The following is a 19325-nucleotide window of genomic DNA, read 5'->3' as shown; positions in this document are numbered from 1 at the left end:
CTTATTCCTCATCTCTGGGAAGCTCATTAGATTTAAGAACATTTAGTGCTACTTTAGCAGCATGTTGTTCGGCACGTTTTTTTGACGAACCTGTTCCTCTTCCTTGAACTACGCCATTAACAGTTAATTCTACATCAAATTCACGATGATGATCGGGTCCTCTTGAATCAACAACTTGATAATTAATTTTTACAGGGCCATCTTGTTGCAAATATTCTTGAAGTGATGTTTTATAATCCATCCCATGAGAAAAATCACCACGATCTATTTTGGGGAAAAGCGTCTGATTTAAAATATAATCGGCGGCATCTTTGCCTTGATCGAGGTAAATGGCTCCTAAAAAGGCTTCAAAAACATCTTCCAATAGTGCTGGACGTTTTCTGCCATCTGATTGCTCTTCTCCTTTTCCTAACAAAATAAATTGATCGAGTTGAATTTCTTTCGTTAAAGAAGCAAGGCTAGCCGTTTGAACAGCGCCAGATCGCAATTGTGTTAGTTTCCCTTCAGACAATTCGTTAAAATGTCTAAATAAATAATCCGAAACACAAAGCTCAAGTACCGCATCGCCTAAAAATTCTAAGCGTTCTAAATTTTTTAAGTGTTTTTCTGGGTAATCATTCGCATAGGATGAATGCGTAAAAGCTTGTAAAAATAATTCTTTTTTCTTCATTTTAAAATTGAATTTTCGCATTAAAAATCCATCTAAACGATCTAACATTATTCCACCTTCTTTCTTACAGGCATCTTATTTATTATAAGGGATTTTTTTTGAAATACAAAATGTTAAAAAATTAATGACAACATAAAAAGCACTTTCTTCTAGAAAGTACTTTTTTATTAATTAAAATGTTGTTTCATCTGGATTTATAGCTTGTCCTGCCTGATCTTTTAAACGATCCATTTGTTTCATATCTTCCATGCTTATCTCAAAGTCAAATACATCAATATTTTCTGCCACTCTACTTAATGTGTGCGTTTTAGGGAGTGGTAAAAATCCTTTTTGCAAACTCCAGCGCAATGCCATTTGAGCTACAGATTTATTATATTTTTCAGCTAGGGACTGAAGTTCATTGATCTTGAAGATCTCTCCTGTTCCAAGTGGTGAATAAGCCTCTAGTAAAATATCAAGTGACTGACTATACTTGACTACCTCTGGTTGCGCATCACTAGGGTTCAAATAAATTTGATTGACCACTGGTTTTTGTTGTGCCGTCTCTAAAAGAGCCGTAAGATGATGTGGCATAAAGTTTGAAACGCCAATGGATTTTATCTTACCTGCTTGAACAGCTTCCTCCATTGCTTTCCATGCTTGTGCATTCGCTTCTTGCCAATTTTCTCTATAGTCAATAGGGTTCGGCCAATGAATCAAATATAAATCTATCGTATCAAGTTGTAATTTTTCAAGCGATGTATCAATTGCTTGCTTAGCTTTCGCATAAGTGTGTTCAGTATTCCATAACTTTGTTGTAATAAATAAGTCTTCTCGTTTAACTGGTGAGTTTTTAATGGCTTGGCCTACTGCTTCTTCATTGCCATAAATGGCAGCAGTATCAATATGCCGGTAGCCAACATGAATTGCTTCTTCAATGATTTTCGTTGTACTTTCATCATTAGGCATCTGCCATGTACCAAAACCAATGACTGGAATTTGGTGTCCATCATTTAGAGTATATCGACTATTTTTATTCATCATGCCACTTCCTTTCCATTTAATTGTAACATATTTACTTTTTCAAACGAACAACTAAACGCTAGCAGTTTTTCTTGAAATTCGTTATCATGAATGAAAAGAATAGGTGAAATCATTGGTAAACATTATTTATGAAGATAATCATTTACTAATTGTCGAAAAACCCGTCAATATTCCTGTCCAAGAAGATGCTTCCCAAGACATTGATTTATTGCGCCTGTTAAAAAATTATTTAATCAAAAAATATAACAAACCAGGAGAGGCTTATTTGGGCTTGATTCACCGTCTAGATCGTCCAGTAGGAGGTGTGATGGTTTTTGCTAAGACATCGAAAGCAGCCTCACGCCTTTCTAATCAATTGCGGCTCCAAGAAATCAAACGCACTTATTTGACAGTAGTCGATCATAATTTTGCTGAATCTTCTGGAAAATTGACAGATTATCTTTTTAAAGATCGCCAAAATAATATAAGTTATGTCGTAAGCCCGTCAAAAAAAGGGGCAAAAAAAGCTATTTTGAATTATAATGAAATCTCCAAAAAAAATGGACGTTCTCTATTAAAAGTTCAGTTACAAACTGGACGTTCTCATCAAATTCGTGTCCAATTAAGTGCTGCTGGGCACCCTATCATTGGCGATCAAAAATATGGACAAGCTGTTAGTGAATTCGACCAGCAAATTGCACTTTGGTCCTATGCACTTGAGTTTACTCATCCAACAAAAAAAGAAAAAATGTGCTTCAAATCACTTCCAGCACCTCAATCTGTCTGGAAAGATTTTGCAGTAATTCTTTCTCAACTTAAGTAAAGGAACATTAATATGTTAAATTTTTTAAAAATTGCTTATCTAAATCCCCAAGAAATATATCGTGGGCGCAATATTACTAAAAAGATGATGATTCTTTTTATTGTGCTTTTGAACTTAATCACAGCTTTAGGATATGCTATCCGATTAGCTCCTGATTTTATTCAATTGAATAAAGATGCACAAATAATTTCAAATCATGTACCTAATTTTGAGATTGATAGCGAAAAAAAACAACTTATCTCAGATGCAGAAGGCTTTTCCTATCAGACATCATCGTTACTATTTTTCTTTGATCCAAATGATCAAGTTACCTCACAAGAAGTAGAATATAATCATAAATCGTTAAATCCACAAGTAACCATCGCGCTGCATGAAAAAGAATTAGACGTGCTTCTTTCAAATAATGCCGTTCATTATCGTAAAAATTACGCAAGCCTACCTGATTTTTCTCATGCTATCTTTATTAATATTTTGCATAATGTAGGACAATTCAATTTAAGATTAATACTTGTTATTGTGAGCATCGCGTTTATTATTACACTATTATTCACCATTCTTTATTTATGGATTTCGTCATTATTTGGGCAATCAATCGCACTTTTTATGGGAATTCGTTTGAAATTCAGCCAATCGCTAAAAATGGCACTCTTAGCAAGTTTCATCCCCACATCAATTGTAGCCGTAGCAACTGCATTTGTCGGAACTGTTCCATATGGCTTTGAATTGTGCCTAATCTTTACTGCCTTTTTAATGAAACAGAGCTTAAATAATATGAAAGATAAAATGATAAAAAACCAAAAATTATAAGTATTAAAAAGCATCTTTTCATCTGTCGCTTAAAGGACATATTTGAAAAGATGCTTTTTTTAATTACTTTCTTTTTTTATTTAAACGCCGATTTCGACGATTAACTTCTTTTCTTTTTTGACGAATTTTTCGGCGATATCCTGGCTTTACTTTTTTCTTGGACTTGTTAATTAGTGAGGCAATTTCTGGATCATATTCAAACTTTTCTTTTTTATTTTTACGATTTTGACGTTCTTGATAGCTTCGGCGCTCAACGAGCTCGCCATTTTTCAATTCTTTCTCCTCAAATACAATACCAGATGCTACTAATTTATCGATACTTTCTTGTTCATCAGGAGAATAAAATGTTATGGCGACTCCTTCAAGCCCCATACGTCCCGTACGACCAACACGATGAACAAAATAGGATAAATCTTGAGGGATTTCATAATTGATAACATGACTGACGCCTTCGACATCAATACCACGAGCTGCTAAATCAGTTGCAACGACAAATTGATAGTCAAGTTGATGAATTTCGCGCATAATGCGTTTTCTTTCACGAAATGTTAAATCACCATGCAATACCCCGACCTTTAGGCCTTTATCTGCTAAATAATGTGCCACTTCTTCAACTGTTTCAATTGTATTAGCAAAAATTAACACTAAATAAGGGGAGCCAATCGTTAAAATATCGTATAAGATCTTGCGCCGATCATGACTTCGTGTAGAAATTAAGTAGTTTGCGATCGTATCTGCTATTTTGTCCTCACTTTCAATGCGCAATTCAAGTGGTTGATTCATATATTTTCTAAGAAATGGCTCGAGTTGTGTCGGAATCGTTGCTGAAAATACTAAAAGTTGACTGAGAGTATCCAATGTTCCCGCAATTAAATCGACTTCTTCTAAAAAACCTGCATCCAGTGCCATATCTGCTTCATCCACTACCATGTACTGTGCCGTATAAGTTTTTAATGCATTTTCTTTTACTAAATCTAAGATACGTCCTGGTGTTCCAATCACAATATGTGGTTGCCCTTGACCCGTTATAAGTGAGTCTATTTGTCTTTTTTTATCTGTTCCACCAACATATAAATTAATAACTAACTCTTCAGGACTATTGGCAACAAGTTGTGTTGCATCCTGATAGATTTGTGTTGCCAACTCCCGACTTGGGGCAATAATTACAACTTGAACTTCTCGACGATAAGGATCAACTTCATTAATAAGCGGAAGTAAAAAAGCATGCGTCTTCCCCGATCCAGTTTGAGACTGTCCAATAATATCACGACCGCTTTTTATTGCGGGAATAATTTTACTTTGAATAGGAGTCGGTTGTTTGAATTGTAATTGATCAAGTGCTTTATATAAAAATGGTTGAAAATTAAACGATTTGAATGTTATATTTTCTGACATTTTCTCACCTCTTTTTCTATTTTCGTCAGTCGCTTATTCATTTTACTGGAAAGGCTTTTAAAAAGAAAGTGAAGAATTAAGCGTAGATGTTGCTTGAAATCATTTAAAAAAGTAAAATAGCGTTGAACATATTACGGGGGGAACATACTTTGAAACGATTACAGCCTGCAGTATTAACCATTTTTGGTGGCACTGGTGATTTAGCTTATCGCAAGCTTTACCCTGCTTTGTATGAACTTTATAAAAAAAATCAATTAAGTGAAAATTTTGCCATAATTGGTACAGCACGACGAGAATGGACGAATGATCATCTTCGTGAAGTCGTCATTCGCTCGATTGGTGATAATAAAGAGAATACTCAACATGTCGAGAAATTTGCAAGTCATTTTTATTATCAATCTCATGATGTAACTGACACAGATAATTATGTACGATTAAAAGCACTTATTGAAACATTGGAAGAAAAATATCAAACAAATGGGCATCGAATTTTTTATTTGTCTGTTTCTCCACGACTATTTGGCACAATTTCACATCATTTAAAATCACAACATTTAGAAACTTGCCCAGAACAGACACGTCTTGTGATCGAAAAGCCATTTGGAAGCAACTACAACACATCCAAACAATTAAATGATGAAATCATGGAAAATTTCACCGAACAACAAATTTATCGTGTCGACCATTATCTAGAAAAAGAATGGATTCAAGCCATTATTCCCTTTCGTTTCTCTAATCCTCTCATCGAAAAAATCTGGGACAAAGAATCCATTGCCTCTATAACAATTACTTTAGATGAGATCATTGGCATCGGTGAACGCGGGTCATATTTTGATGAAACAGGAGCACTTAGAGACATGTTTCAAAATCATATTCTCCAATTGCTGAGCCTTTTATTAATGAATATGCCGCACGATCTTTCAGGAGACGCTATTAGTCAAGCAAAAACCGAAGCTCTCTTGCACCTTGAGCCGATCGATAGCACAAATGTTGATGAGCGAATCATTCGTGGTCAATATATAAAAAATGAACATGACCTTGAAACTACTGACTATCGCCAAGAAAAAGACGTATCCGAGCATTCTCAAACCGAGACATTTGTTGCAGGAAAATTATATTCCAACGATCATCGCTGGCAACACGTGCCAATCTACTTTAGAACAGGAAAATATTTAACTCAAAAAGCAACACGAGTGGATATTCTTTTGAAAAAAACAAATGAATCCCTCTACTCTAATCAATGCGCCAATTATATCTCAATCTTGATTGATCCTGAACAATCAATAGAAATCCTATTGAATGGGAAGAAAGCAGAATATACATTAGAGACTGATGCGCTATATTTCAAGCCCGAAGAAACAATTGCCCCCGCTGATGATTATGAGAAACTTTTATATCATGTATTTGTTGGGGATCGTGCTCATTTTGTACATTGGAATGAATTAGCGGCTTCATGGAAATTTGTAGATAAAATCATTGCCAGCTGGCAGACCAATGATTCTCCACTTTATGAATATAAAGCACATACTATCGGGCCAGAGGCCGCTGTCCATTTATTGGATGACACTCATAATTGATCACTACATTATAAAATAAAAAAACAGCCAAAAATCGGCTGTTTTTTTATTTTAGCTTATCTTCTTTGTAATAAGTGACACGATCCAATTGCTCAAATGCTTGCTGGCGCAATGCTTCATAAATAATAATAGCTGCAGCATTGCTTAAATTAAGAGAACGCACATGTTGGTCATCCATCGGAATGCGTAAACATTTTTCTTTATATTTTTTCATAAAGGACTCCGGAAGCCCTGATGTTTCACGACCAAAAATAAAATAATAGTCTTTGGATGTATCACTATAATCAATATCCGAATATGTTTTTTCAGCAAACTTTGTAATTAAATAATAATTATCATGACTAGTCTTATCTAGAAAATCTTCCAAACTTTCATAATGTGTAATGGAAAGCTGATCCCAATAATCCAGACCGGCTCTTTTTAGATGCTTATCACTTAAATCGAATCCTAAAGGATGAATTAAGTGTAATGCAGTATCTGTTGCGGCACATGTTCGTGCAATATTCCCCGTATTAGGTGGGATTTCTGGTTGAAATAATACAATATGATTCATAAAGGCCCTTCTTTTTTTAATAAATTTATTGCTTTTTGAAATTCATTTCGCGTTTGTTTATCTACTTCTTTGCAATAGGCTGCTTCTAAATATGTAAGTAATTGTTCATTTGCATCTTTTTGCATAATTTGAGAGACAGCCCAGGCACACGTTCCGCGAATTACAGGACGTGGATCATTTTCAATTAACTCAAGAAGAAGTGGTACACTTGATTTATCTCGACTATTTGCCAAAGCAATAATGGCATTTCTTTGGATAGGTTTCTTACCACGCCAACTGCCTGAAAGATGTCCATATTGCTGCGAAAACTCGCGGTTTGACACTTTTAACAATGGTTGCAGTAGGGGCATTGCTTCTTCTGGATCAGGCTCCATTTGTTCATGCAAATGAAAATCAATGCCACGATTATAAGGACAGCACATCTGACAAATATCACATCCATAAATCACATGTCCCATTTTTTTGCGAAATTCTTCGGGAATATAGTCGCGCACTTGTGTTTGATATGATAGACATCTCTTAGCATTCATGCGCCCATCCCCTAGTAATGCACCTGTTGGACATGAATCAATGCAGCGATTACATTCACCGCAACCATTTTCAATGATAGCATTCGGCTCCAATTTCAAATCGGTAATAATTTCGCCTAAATAAACGTAAGAGCCAAATTCTTTAGTAATTAATAGACCATTTTTGCCAATGAAACCTAAACCGCAACGCTGAGCAACTGCAGTGTCAATAAAAACACCTGTATCAACCATTGGCTCAAAATAATAGTCTGTCCCAAATTCTTCTTTTAAAAAAGCGACCAATACATCTAGCTTTTCGCGCAATAGTACATGATAGTCAACACCCCAACTTACACGAGCAAAACTTCCTCTGCGTTTACCTTTTTCTCTTAGTGGTATTTCCTTCATTTGTGTAGGATATGCTAAAGCAACCGAAATAAAACTCTTAGGATGATCATAAACAAGCTGGGGATAAATGCGTTCTTCTATAATTGGATGTTCAAAGCCAGAGGTATGATTATTCTTTTTTTGTTCATACAAACCTTCTAGTAGCTCTTCAAAGGGAGCTGCCGTTCCAAATCCAATTTTATCGATGCCAATGGTCTTTGCTTTTGCGATTATCTTTTGTTCAGGCGTTGGACACAATGTCGCGACTCCTTCCTAACTAATCATTGCTTAATCTTTTGTAATTGTTATTTTTATTTCTGGAAGTTTAGTTTTTATTTGGTGCAAGTTATCTGAATTGCCATCTAAAATAGCAGCGGTTTTATTTAACAGATTGACCAGCCATTCATATGTTTTTTCTTCCGCTTTTAAAGCAGTATATTTTAATTCTTTTTGATATGTTTCACCGTTTTTAGGGGCAAGGTAATAAGCTGCCGTTGCACCGATAATGCCACCCACTAACATGCCTGTGACTGTGAATACTTTTTTCATATAAATTCTCCTTTTATGAAATATTATATGCACTTATTATAACGAGAAATGACTACTGCTTACAAACTGTCAAGTTATTGCTGTTAGAACATGAAATATGTAGTATTATATTTACATATCTATTATACTAAAGATAATTACATGAAGAAAGTGATGATTGCATTGAAGATCGGTGCCCGAACGTTAAAAACAGCGCTGGCAATTTATTTATCGCTTGTGATCCCTTCTTTGCTTGGAATTCCAGAAACAGCCGACTTAGCAATTTTTGCGGCTATTTTTTCTATGCATCCTTCCGTAAGGGAAACTTATAACTATATTGTCAATCGTGTATTTGCGAACGCATTAGGTGGTTTGATTGCCATCTTTTTTACAATGTACTTTGACAATAATTATCTTATGATTGCTCTGGCTGCACTTATTCTAATTGCCATTTTACATGCACTCAAATTAAATGACATGATCGGCCTAGCCGTATCCGCCTTAGTTATTATCATGTTAAATGCACAAGATGCCAATAACCAAGTAGCTGCTGCCCTAACACGTGTATTAGCCACGATTATCGGAGTAATTATCGCCTTTTTAGTGAATTTGCTAGTTTTTCCACCGCGTTATGATATTAAATTTTATAATTTAACATTAAAAATTACAGACGGTTTGACTAAGTATGTTCGTGCTATTTTGCGAAAAAATTCGCAATATATGATTATGCGAAGCGATATAGAAGAAATTCATGAACAATTGACAAAATTGAATATGTATTATCTATATGTTCGCGATCCATTATTCACAAAACTTAGCAGCAAAAAATATTATGAACTATTGCGAAAAGTAGCTGTATCTCGCCAATCTTTAAAAGCTAGTCAGGCTCTTTATGATTTGACATCACTTTTAATTGAATCTGAAGACACCATTAACCATATGCCCTTTGAACGCCGTACATTAATCCGCGAACGACTCGAAACATTGATGACCGCGCATGAACAAATCCTATTAAAATGGAGCGGTAAAATTTTGCCAGATGAAGTGAACTTTATGGACTATAAAGCAGACTTACGCAAAAGTTTTATGGAAGCTCTTTATTCCGAAGCAACTAGCGACACTGCATTAAAACAAGTAGACTTTATTAAAAGTAATACGCTAATTTCTATCATGGCAAAAATCTTTGAATATGAAGAGCAACTTTTACATTTGAATACATTAATGAGTTCCTATATGAAACGCTCAGGTAAAAATGGAAGCTTTGAAGCACATTTTGAAGAATAAAATAAAAAAGACCGCCACTCTTTTATTCGTGACGGTCTTTTTATTTTTTGCCCGTTAATTCTTTATATCGATTGTACCAAAGGTCGACATATTCAGGTGAAAAAGGGCCTTTTTCATTTTTTATCCAGTCTACTAATATTTTAACATTTTCTTTCAAAATATAGTCCATTTCAGGTGGATAATTCCAGCGTTTACTATGAACTTCATATTCATCAATGTCGAGCAGCTTCTTCTCTCCATTAGGAAAAACTTTCACATCTAAATCATAATCAATATATTTTGCGCCTTCAGAATCAATAAGTACAGGTGAGGCAAGGTTACAATAATATGATATGCCATTTTGGCGAATCATAGTCACAACATTAAACCAATATTTATCATGAAAATATACAAGCGCCGATTCTCGTGTGCGCCAGCGTCGCCCATCATCCTCAATTACCAATGTATGATCATTACAACCAATTAATGCATGTTCAGTTGTCTTCAGCACCATTGTATCTTTCCATGTGCGATGGTGATGTCCATCATGCTTAAAACTGCTGATTGTAATAAATTGACCTTCTTTAGGCTTTTTCATGCACAGACTCCTTTCATCGCTTTCATGTATTATAACACAAACCATAACATCTTAAAAAAGCGTCGTTTGGATATGCTCCGTTAACGCTTGAATTAATTTAGTTTGTACCGCTGGAAAAGCATATTGTCCAAATTTATCAGCTGCTGTCCATTCACAATTTTGCGGAGTGTTGGTGGCATTAGTTGTTGTATTAATCATTAATATTTCCCAAACTAGATGACTAAAAATATGCCGAACGTGATGGACAATATCATTTTCTAAATGAATATTTATGCTATAATTTTCCAGCATAAATGCTTTAATTTTTTCAAATTCATCTGTTATATCTAATGTATCATTAAACATTTTGGCGATTTTTCCATCCTTGCTTTTTTGAAGGTCATTTTCTGCTACTAATGGAAATGTCCACATATTCGCTAATAGACCATTGTCTGGGCGTTTTTCAAGTAAATATTGTCCATCTTCATTCTTTACAACAATGGCCCATTTTCGAATCAATTTCGGTGCTTTAGCTTTAGCAACCACTGGATAATGCTCCCAAGATTCATTTAAATAAGATGCATCAAAGGCCTTAACGGGTGACAAGTCGGGACGCGATGCTTTAGGGGTCATAATAGTCGCTCCCAAATCCATTAAAGCTTGATTGCAGTCTCCTGGACGTTTTTCATCTAATAAATGATAAACTACTGAAAAGAACACTTTAAAATTTTTAGGCCGTTTGATATCTAAATCAATTTCAAATAATCGGCTTACAACACGCATTACATTGCCATCAACTGCTGGAACTTTTTGATTAAAGGCCATACTTGCAATTGCTCCCGCAGTATAGGGGCCAATTCCTTTAAGAGTCTGCAACTCATCAAAGCTATTTGGCATTTTCCCTTCATAATTTTCAATAACTTGTTGTGCCGCAATATGTAAATTAGCGGCCCTTGAATAATAACCCAACCCCTCCCATGCTTTTAATACTTCTTCCTTACTTGCTTCAGCCAATTTATAAATTGATGGGAATTTTTCCATAAAATGATTGAAATAAGGAATGACAGTATCTACTTGAGTTTGCTGTAGCATGATTTCTGAAATCCAGATACGATAAGGATCTTTATTCTCACGCCAAGGCAAAAGACGTTGGTGCTCATCATACCAATCTAACAGTTGTTTTTGAAATTGACGTATTTGGGTACTTGTCCAAATATCAATTTTATATTCATTTTTCAGTGTTTTTATGTCAATGATTTTCAATCTAATCCCTCATCCAACTGCTCAAGAAATTTGGCGATCAATTCTTTCTTAAAACCTTTCCGATATAAATATGCGAGCATTTTTTCACGTGCTTGATATGGTTCATCTGGAAATTTTTTAGTATATTTCTTCAATGTACGTAATCCTAATGCTTTTAATGTAGCGAACTCGTCATCACTATCCATCTCAAATATATTATCAGCCATAATCTCTTGAATTACATCAAAATCATAGCCTTTCATTTGTAGATGCTTCATGATTTTACTCTGAGCCTCGCGCTGTGATATATTTTTTAATTTTTTAAAATATTTAGCTGCTAAATGACTTGCATTTTCTAATTGTTGTTGTACTGGATAATTTATCATTGCATTTTGAATATTCTCTTCATTGATTCCTTTTTTTAGCAATTCTTGCCGAATACGGTATGGCCCTTTTCGGGAAATATTTGCCGATATTCTCACATAGCTGCTGGCATAATGGAAATCATCAATCAATTGCATTTTTTTCAGCTTGTCAATGACGGCGGGAATTTCATCGGAATATTCTTTTTTTAGCAAATAATGTTCGATCTCTTTTTCCGTACGCAAGCCATAGCTTAAATAATTTAAAACATTTTGATAAGCTTTTTGAATTTTTTCTTGTTTTTGAATCTGTTCCTGAAAGGACTGAGGAATTTCCATTCCTTTTTGAAGTTGATATTGAATTAAGATATTCTCATCAATACCAAATGCAAATTGATGGTCAATATAAATATTGTAACGGCCTGCCTGCTTCTGTGCTTGAATTTGTGTAATAATTGGTTGATTGCCAAAGTGCTTTTTTTGTGGGAGAGTAAAATTAGTTATATTACTTTCTAAATTTTTATGGTCATCTTCTTTTTTAAATGATGCCTTTGATAAATTGATAAGATGTTTTGTTTCTTCTTTCATTATCTTCCATCCTTTAATTCTTCAATCAGCCATTTAGCATCTTTTTTTACAAATCCTTCAAGCATGTAACACTCTTTATCCTCAGAAAATTCTTCTCTTTTGACAATCGTTCCTTTTTTTATTTGATGAAGTAAATCACCACGATTCGCAGCAATTTCAATGTAATATGACTGCATCTCACTTAATAAGGTACTTTCAATTTTTTCTTTTAATCGTAAGATATCTTCTGGTTCATGTGCTGACATTAAAATTGAAGGATGCAAAGTCGGATAAAATTCATGTATTAATAAATCTCTCTTATTGTAAATGGTAAGCATTGGAATATGATCCAACTCTAATTCTTTTAGTAAATTCAAGACTGTTTTTTCATGAATATCAATATTTACTGCCGATGCATCGACCACATAAAGTAATAAATCTGCATCGCGTGTTTCTTCAAGCGTTGATTTGAATGATTCAATCAATTGTGTCGGCAAATCTTGGATAAAGCCCACAGTATCCGTTAAAGTCGCTTGCAAGCCACTAGGTAATTCTATTTTCCGAGTTAGCGGATCAAGCGTAGCAAATAAAATATTTTTTTCAAATGTTTGTGCATCTGTCAATGCATTTAGCAAGCTTGACTTGCCAGCATTCGTATACCCAATTAAGCCAATTTGAATGACTTGACTATTTTTACGGTAGTGGCGGCTTCTTCGACGATGAGCGCTCACCTTCTTTAATTCACGACGAATATCTGCTATTTGTCGATTAATATGACGGCGGTCTGTTTCAAGCTTTGTCTCACCAGGACCACGCGTTCCAATTCCACCACCCAATCTTGACATATTGACACCATGTCCAGCTAATCGTGGCAACAAATAGTTAAGCTGTGCGAGATGCACTTGCAATGCACCTTCTTTTGTGTGGGCACGTAATGCAAAAATATCCAAAATAACTTGAATACGGTCAATAATTTTAATTTCCAATAATTGCTGCAAATTTCGAATCTGGCTTGGTGACAATTCCTGGTTAAAAATAATGACATTGGCCTTTAATTTTTCGACCAAATGTTTTAACTCCTGAACTTTGCCCTTGCCTATAAAAGTTTTTAGATCGGGAGTCTGTCTTTTTTGGACAACCTCTCCTACAATATCAATGCCCGTATTTTCGACTAAGTTTCTTAATTCCATAATCGAATATTGAAAGTCAGGATCTTTTTCTATTGTTTGCACTGCAACAATAATGGCTTTTTCGGTCTGTTTCATTCCACTCCCTCCTTTAAGAATTTGTTTAATTGGAGTAATAAATGTTTTTTATCCTGTGGATGTTGCACTAAATCATACCAATGAACATCATTTAAGCGATTTCTAAACCAAGTCAACTGTCTTTTAGCATAATGTCTTGAGTTTTGTTTTATATTTGTTCTGACATCATTCAAATTAATTGCCCCATGAAAATAAGGAATAAATTCTTGATAACCAATACCTTTAAATGCTTGAGAAGTTTCTGCTACTTTTTCAAAAAGGCATGTGGCCTCTTCTACTAGCCCCTCATCCATCATAGCATCGACTCGCTGATTGATGCGCTGATATAAAAGTTGTCGGTCTGTATTTAGACCGATGATAAAGGCATCATACAAGAGATATTTCTTTTGGCGCTGTCCCTGATAGGCTGAATAAATCATTCCTGTCTGTTCATACACTTCAAGAGCTCGAATAATTCGGTGCACATTATTTTCATGAATATTGATAGCAGCTTGAGGATCAATTGCATTTAACTTTTCCCAGAGTGCATGATTTCCATTTGTTAAGGCAAAAGATTTCAATTGTGCACGATATTCTGGCAGAGGAGCTGCACCTCCTCCATGCGTGACATCATAAAGGAGCGATTCAATATATAGCCCTGTCCCTCCCACAATAATTGGTATTTTATTTTGAGAATGAATAAAATCAATCTTTTCTCGTGCAATGGCTTGAAATTGAGAAACAGAATAATCAGCATCTTCAGGTAGAAAACTCAATAAATAATGAGGAATTCCCGCCATTTCTTCTTCAGTTACTTTAGCAGTCCCAATATTTAAATTCTTATACACTTGCATGGAGTCGCCGCTAATAATTTCGCCATTAAATGTCTGTGCAAGCTCGATGCTCAAACTCGTCTTCCCTACGGCAGTAGGACCTACAACTACAATAACTTTTTTCACGAAAATCCCCCTTTCATTTCTTTCCACTATACCATATTGATCAAAATATATAAAAAATGCTGCTAAAAATAATTAAGACTATTTATTTTGGAAAATAAAAATCCTGTAAGTGTCAATTGACATCTTACAGGAGATTTTGCTATTAAAGAAATGGTTAATATTCCTTATATTGCACAATAAGTGTTCCTATCTTTATTGAAATAGCCATAATCATCAAAATACTCAAGCATATCCCTGCAGTGACTAAATATGCATAAGACATGCCAATATTTTGTAATTTGCTGATAATGACTTCTAATTTATCACTTAAAAGGTTACTTAGAGCAAATAAACCAAAATAAGTAGCTACCATAATGATTCTGCCTTTTTCAGCACCAAACTTTAAAATACATGGAATTTGGATGCTCGTTATAATGATAGGAAGTGAGAATACAAGCGCTCCAATTAATGAAGGTGTCTGTAAATTTCCAAATTGATCTTTAAAGACGACAAGACTTGAAATATATTCCAAAAAAGAAAAACACAATGTAAAAATATATTTGCTTTTAACATATGTTGTATGTGAGATGGGCGTTGTCAAAATGAATTTTATATTCGACGATTGCTCTTCAACGGTGAAAGCCACACCCGTCAGTATAATTGGAAGATAAACAAATAAAAAAGGAATAAAAATCGTCTGATGCTGACTAATCGCATAAAAAATAATCACCAAGGAAATAATTACTGTCAAAAAATATGATAATTTTGAAGAGACGATATCTTTATAAAATATGCCAATCATTAGACTTCCCCCTTTATAATAAAAATCATAATATCCTCAATACTCGGCTTTGATAATTCCATACTTTCTGGAACAAGTGAGCGTTTAACAAGTAACTCTTGTCCAAAAGCATGACTTCGCTTACCCACAATTGCTTCTGGGTCAATTGTTTTCATAGCTTCATTGCTGACAGAACATAGACCATATTCTTCAATAAGTTGGTCTTTTTGTTCCATAAAAAGTAGCTTTCCTTTATGTAAAAAGGCAATATAATCTGCTGTTTTTTCTAGATCAGATAATATGTGGGAAGAAATGAGTACAGTATGCGATTCATTTTGTAAAAATTCCAATAAAATATCTAAAATTTCATCACGTACAACTGGGTCTAATCCACTTGTCGCTTCGTCCAAGATTAAAAGTTCCGCTTGATGAGAAAGGGCGATTGATAGCGATAATTTCATCTTCATTCCTCGCGACAAATCTTTAACTTTTTTATTTGGAGAAAGTTTGAATTGGTGGAGATATTCTTCAAATTGCTTCGATTGCCACGTTGTAAATGATAAGCTACAATATTTTCCCACTTCCTTTAGCTTCATTTCACCTGGAAGAAATAAATTATCAAATACTACCCCTATTTTATTCAATAATTGTGGGTTATCTTTTACTTGATTTCCAAAAACAGTTATTTTGCCACTATCTGGCTGAATAAGACCTAAAATTGCTTTTAATGTTGTACTTTTACCCGAACCATTTTCACCAATATAGCCAATTAAATAGCCTTTTGGAACTTTTAGATCAATTGGGCCTAAGGTAAAATCTTCATATCGTTTTATGAGCTGATGCACTTCAATTGCATATTCCATTTTAATCATGACCTCCCAATACTTCTAAATTTTTTTGTAAATCTTCAATCGTAAGTCCTATTAATTTCCCTTTCTCAATCGCTTCCATCAATGCTTCTTCTATCTGTTTTAATTGTTCTTCCCGAATCAATTCTTCATTTTGACGGCTCACAAAGCTCCCTTTTCCTTGAACTGATGTGATAAATCCTTCAGCTTCCAATTCATCATAAGCACGCTTTGTGGTGATGACACTAATTCTTAATTCTTTGGCCAAATATCGAATTGAAGGTAATTGTTCATCTTCCTTCATTTCACCTGTGATAATTGCTGCTTTTAGTTGATTTTTTATTTGTAAATAGATTGGCTCACTGCTTAAATTACTTATTTGAATATTCATTGGTGACTCACCTTATTTTATATTTCTTTTACTGTGTATAGTATACATATACACTTATTAACAGTCAAGTGTTCATAATAAAAAAACAGCCTTCCACTTAGAAAGGCTGTATTATAAGTCTTATTTTTATTGATTCATAACATCTTCCAATAAATTGGGGTTAAATATTTGTTCACGTAACATTTCAATTTCAAACTTATAAGGCGGTTTTTTATTATTTTTATCTTCACCTACAAATGGTGTTTCTAGAATTTTGGGTAAATCTTTTAACTGCTTATGATGCACAACATAATTAAGGGCATCAAAGCCAATTTCACCGAAACCAATATTAGCATGACGGTCTTTATGTGCTCCGCGAATGTTTTTTGAATCATTTACATGAATTACTTTCAAATAGTCAAGTCCAATAATGCGATCGAATTGTTCTAACACACCGTCAAAATCTTCCTTGACATTGTATCCAGCATCATGAATATGGCACGTGTCCATAGTGACAGAAAGCTTATCTTTTAAATCGACCTGATCTATAATTGCTCGGAGTTCTTCAAAAGTTCGTCCTATCTCAGTACCTTTTCCTGCCATTGTTTCTAGTGCAATTTGAACAGTTTGGTCAGCTCTTAGCACTTCATTTAATCCTTTGGCGATTTGTGCAATACCTTTAGCGGCACCAGCCCCTACATGAGCACCTGGATGAAGCGTCATTTGTGTTGCTCCCATGGCTTCAGCACGCTTAATTTCTTCTTTTAAAAATTGCACACCAAACTCATAAGTAGATTTTTTGTTTGTATTTCCTAAATTCACAATATAAGGAGCATGAATCACAATATGATCTACATCAATATTATTTTCGTCCATAAAAGCCAAAGCTTCGGGTACTTTCATTTCTTCAATCGGGCGACGTCGTGTATTTTGAGGCGCTCCCGTATAAATCATAAAAGTATTTTCACCGTAACCCACAGCTTCACGCGCTGATCCCAAATAAAAATCTGGGGCTTTCATGCTAACGTGCGAACCTAAAAGAACCATTATTCATCCTCCTGTCCAAAATCAAAAACGTTATCAGCTACCATCTTTTCTTTTGAAGCCGTTACTTTTAAATGTAACTCATCCAATTGATCTTTTGATACCATGGAAGGAGCCCCTGTGAGTGGATCGGCAGCTTTACCATTTTTAGGAAAAGCAATAACTTCACGTATATTAGGCTCATTTGCTAAAATCATAACTAAACGGTCCAGTCCCAATGCGATTCCACCATGTGGCGGGAATCCATAATTCATAGCCTCCAGCAAAAAGCCAAATTGTTGATACATTTCTTCATCAGAAAATCCTAACGTATGCAGCATCATTTCTTGAAGCTCACGTTCATGAATACGTAAACTTCCCCCACCTACTTCATAACCATTCAAGACAATGTCATATGCTTGTGCTCGGATGTCATAAGGATTTGTTGATAATTTCTCGATATCTTGTGCCTGAGGTCTGGTAAATGGGTGATGAGATGCTACAAAACGTCCTTGTTCCTCATCATATTCATATAAAGGCCAATTGACAACCCACAAGAATGCAAGTTCATCTGGTGCATATAGTTTCAGCATCTGACCTAAATGAACACGTAAATCGCCCAATGCAGCATGTACAACTTGCAATTTGTCAGCAACAAATAATAGCAAGTCCCCTGCTTCAGCTCCCATAGCATCCATCAATGAACTTTGAAGTGCTTCTTCTTCAAAAAAGCGAGCAATAGGACCAGAGAATCCTTCTTCTGTCACTTTTAACCAAGCTAAGCCTTTTGCTCCATGCTGGCTTACAATTTCTTGTAAGGCATCAATTTGTTTGCGCGTAAATTGATCGGCACCGCCAGCGACTGTAAGTCCTTTAACTGCTCCGCCTTGCTCAATGGTGGAGGAAAATACTTTAAAATCGCAATTTTTCACGACACCTGTAACATCTTTGAGCAACATTTCAAAGCGAATATCTGGCTTGTCGGAACCATAATTTGCCATTGCATCATCATAATTCATGACTGGAAATGATGCTTTAATTTCCTGACCGGAAGTTTGTTTCACAACATATTTCAACATTTCTTCCATTAAATTTCGAATTTCTTCTTCCGATAAAAAGGACATTTCTAAATCCACTTGTGTAAATTCTGGCTGACGATCTCCACGGAGGTCTTCATCACGGAAGCAGCGAACAATTTGATAATAACGATCGAATCCACTTGCCATTAAGAGTTGTTTTAGAATTTGTGGTGATTGAGGCAATGCATAGAATTTACCATCATGCACACGTGAAGGCACTAAATAGTCGCGCGCGCCTTCAGGTGTCGACTTCGTTAGATAAGGAGTCTCTATATCTATAAATTGATGTTTGTCCAAAAAGTTGCGGATCGCATGTGTTACTTTATGGCGTAGCATGAGATTGCGCTGCATTCTTTCGTTTCTTAAATCTAAATAACGATATTTTAAGCGTAAATCATTCGATGTCCCTTCATGATGTGCAATATTAAAAGGCGGCGTTTGAGCTGCATTTAATATTTTTAAATCTTTTGCGACAACTTCAATTGATCCTGTTGCTAAATTTTCATTTTTTTGGCCATCAATGCGTTCGGCTACTTCCCCAATAACTTCAATCACATCTTCAGAATGTAATTCATGGGCCGTTTTCAATACTTTTTCATTGGTTTCTTCGTTGAAAACTACTTGGACAATCCCTTCGCGGTCTCTTAAATCAACAAAAACCATTCCGCCCAAATCTCTTCTTCGCTGTACCCATCCTTTTAATACAACGTCTTGTCCAAGATATGTTTGATTAATCCGTCCACAATAATTCGTTCTTTCCATACTAATTCTCCCTGTCTT

Annotated in this window: 20 protein-coding genes; 4 read left to right on the top strand and 16 right to left on the bottom strand. The window is 35.0% G+C overall.

Annotation, left to right across the window (positions count from 1 at the left end):
• Position 1: 1 nt before the first annotated feature.
• On the bottom strand, positions 2-718 hold the full coding sequence (gene rnc, locus C231_RS0100680) for a ribonuclease III (RefSeq protein ID WP_018658732.1): 717 nt from the start codon (positions 716-718) through the stop codon (positions 2-4).
• Positions 719-841: 123 nt separating this feature from the next.
• A complete protein-coding gene (locus C231_RS0100675; RefSeq protein WP_018658731.1) occupies positions 842-1690 on the bottom strand; it encodes an aldo/keto reductase in 849 nt (282 codons plus the stop codon).
• Positions 1691-1805: 115 nt separating this feature from the next.
• Here C231_RS0100675 and C231_RS0100670 point away from each other — a divergent pair, with 115 nt between their 5' ends.
• A complete protein-coding gene (locus C231_RS0100670) occupies positions 1806-2495 on the top strand; it encodes an RluA family pseudouridine synthase (protein WP_018658730.1) in 690 nt (229 codons plus the stop codon).
• Positions 2496-2507: 12 nt separating this feature from the next.
• Positions 2508-3302: a DUF1189 family protein gene (locus C231_RS0100665; protein WP_018658729.1), complete on the top strand. Its 795-nt coding sequence runs from the start codon at positions 2508-2510 to the stop codon at positions 3300-3302.
• Between the two features lie 63 nt (positions 3303-3365).
• Here C231_RS0100665 and C231_RS0100660 read toward each other — a convergent pair whose 3' ends face one another.
• Positions 3366-4697, bottom strand: coding sequence for a DEAD/DEAH box helicase (locus C231_RS0100660; protein ID WP_018658728.1), 1332 nt, complete (start codon positions 4695-4697; stop codon positions 3366-3368).
• A 149-nt stretch (positions 4698-4846) separates the two neighbouring features.
• Between C231_RS0100660 and zwf the strand changes: the two genes are divergently transcribed.
• On the top strand, positions 4847-6274 hold the full coding sequence (gene zwf, locus C231_RS07495; RefSeq protein WP_018658727.1) for a glucose-6-phosphate dehydrogenase: 1428 nt from the start codon (positions 4847-4849) through the stop codon (positions 6272-6274).
• 46 nt (positions 6275-6320) lie between these two features.
• Here zwf and trmL read toward each other — a convergent pair whose 3' ends face one another.
• From trmL to C231_RS0100640, 3 genes are read right to left on the bottom strand one after another with little or no spacing between them, the layout of a single operon-like run.
• Positions 6321-6827 carry a tRNA (uridine(34)/cytosine(34)/5-carboxymethylaminomethyluridine(34)-2'-O)-methyltransferase TrmL gene (trmL, locus tag C231_RS0100650; RefSeq protein WP_018658726.1) on the bottom strand — a complete coding sequence of 169 codons (507 nt, stop codon included), beginning with the start codon at positions 6825-6827 and terminating at the stop codon, positions 6321-6323.
• A complete protein-coding gene (gene queG, locus C231_RS0100645; RefSeq protein WP_018658725.1) occupies positions 6824-7981 on the bottom strand; it encodes a tRNA epoxyqueuosine(34) reductase QueG in 1158 nt (385 codons plus the stop codon). Before queG ends, trmL begins: the two co-directional genes overlap by 4 nt.
• A gap of 30 nt (positions 7982-8011) precedes the next feature.
• On the bottom strand, positions 8012-8272 hold the full coding sequence (locus C231_RS0100640) for a YtxH domain-containing protein (protein WP_018658724.1): 261 nt from the start codon (positions 8270-8272) through the stop codon (positions 8012-8014).
• Between the two features lie 153 nt (positions 8273-8425).
• Here C231_RS0100640 and C231_RS07490 point away from each other — a divergent pair, with 153 nt between their 5' ends.
• Positions 8426-9535 carry an FUSC family protein gene (locus C231_RS07490; RefSeq protein WP_018658723.1) on the top strand — a complete coding sequence of 370 codons (1110 nt, stop codon included), beginning with the start codon at positions 8426-8428 and terminating at the stop codon, positions 9533-9535.
• Between the two features lie 40 nt (positions 9536-9575).
• Here the strand turns inward: C231_RS07490 and C231_RS0100630 are convergent, their stop codons facing one another.
• The 10 genes from C231_RS0100630 to aspS form a co-directional block, all read right to left on the bottom strand.
• Complete coding sequence (locus C231_RS0100630) at positions 9576-10112, bottom strand: DUF402 domain-containing protein (protein WP_018658722.1); 537 nt, start codon at positions 10110-10112, stop codon at positions 9576-9578.
• 51 nt (positions 10113-10163) lie between these two features.
• Positions 10164-11354, bottom strand: a complete 1191-nt coding sequence (mutY, locus tag C231_RS0100625) for an A/G-specific adenine glycosylase (RefSeq protein WP_018658721.1) — start codon at positions 11352-11354, stop codon at positions 10164-10166.
• A complete protein-coding gene (gene recX, locus C231_RS07485) occupies positions 11351-12283 on the bottom strand; it encodes a recombination regulator RecX (protein WP_018658720.1) in 933 nt (310 codons plus the stop codon). Before recX ends, mutY begins: the two co-directional genes overlap by 4 nt.
• Positions 12283-13527 (bottom strand): GTPase HflX, encoded by a 1245-nt coding sequence (gene hflX / locus C231_RS0100615; protein ID WP_018658719.1) that lies wholly within the window; start codon positions 13525-13527, stop codon positions 12283-12285. The genes recX and hflX overlap by 1 nt, the downstream gene beginning before the upstream one ends.
• A complete protein-coding gene (gene miaA / locus C231_RS0100610) occupies positions 13524-14465 on the bottom strand; it encodes a tRNA (adenosine(37)-N6)-dimethylallyltransferase MiaA (protein WP_018658718.1) in 942 nt (313 codons plus the stop codon). The genes hflX and miaA overlap by 4 nt, the downstream gene beginning before the upstream one ends.
• A gap of 154 nt (positions 14466-14619) precedes the next feature.
• Positions 14620-15246 (bottom strand): ABC-2 transporter permease, encoded by a 627-nt coding sequence (locus tag C231_RS0100605; protein WP_018658717.1) that lies wholly within the window; start codon positions 15244-15246, stop codon positions 14620-14622.
• On the bottom strand, positions 15246-16097 hold the full coding sequence (locus C231_RS0100600; RefSeq protein ID WP_018658716.1) for an ABC transporter ATP-binding protein: 852 nt from the start codon (positions 16095-16097) through the stop codon (positions 15246-15248). The genes C231_RS0100605 and C231_RS0100600 overlap by 1 nt, the downstream gene beginning before the upstream one ends.
• Complete coding sequence (locus C231_RS0100595) at positions 16090-16464, bottom strand: GntR family transcriptional regulator (RefSeq protein ID WP_018658715.1); 375 nt, start codon at positions 16462-16464, stop codon at positions 16090-16092. Before C231_RS0100595 ends, C231_RS0100600 begins: the two co-directional genes overlap by 8 nt.
• 126 nt (positions 16465-16590) lie before the next feature.
• Positions 16591-17490: a deoxyribonuclease IV gene (locus tag C231_RS0100590; protein WP_018658714.1), complete on the bottom strand. Its 900-nt coding sequence runs from the start codon at positions 17488-17490 to the stop codon at positions 16591-16593.
• Positions 17490-19307: an aspartate--tRNA ligase gene (aspS, locus tag C231_RS0100585; protein ID WP_018658713.1), complete on the bottom strand. Its 1818-nt coding sequence runs from the start codon at positions 19305-19307 to the stop codon at positions 17490-17492. The genes C231_RS0100590 and aspS overlap by 1 nt, the downstream gene beginning before the upstream one ends.
• Positions 19308-19325 lie beyond the last annotated feature (18 nt).

The sequence above is a fragment of the Allofustis seminis DSM 15817 genome (genome assembly GCF_000374325.1).
GTDB lineage: Bacteria > Bacillota > Bacilli > Lactobacillales > Carnobacteriaceae_A > Allofustis > Allofustis seminis.
Note: the sequence above shows the minus strand (reverse complement) of the source record. Positions and strands in the feature narration are given on the sequence as shown.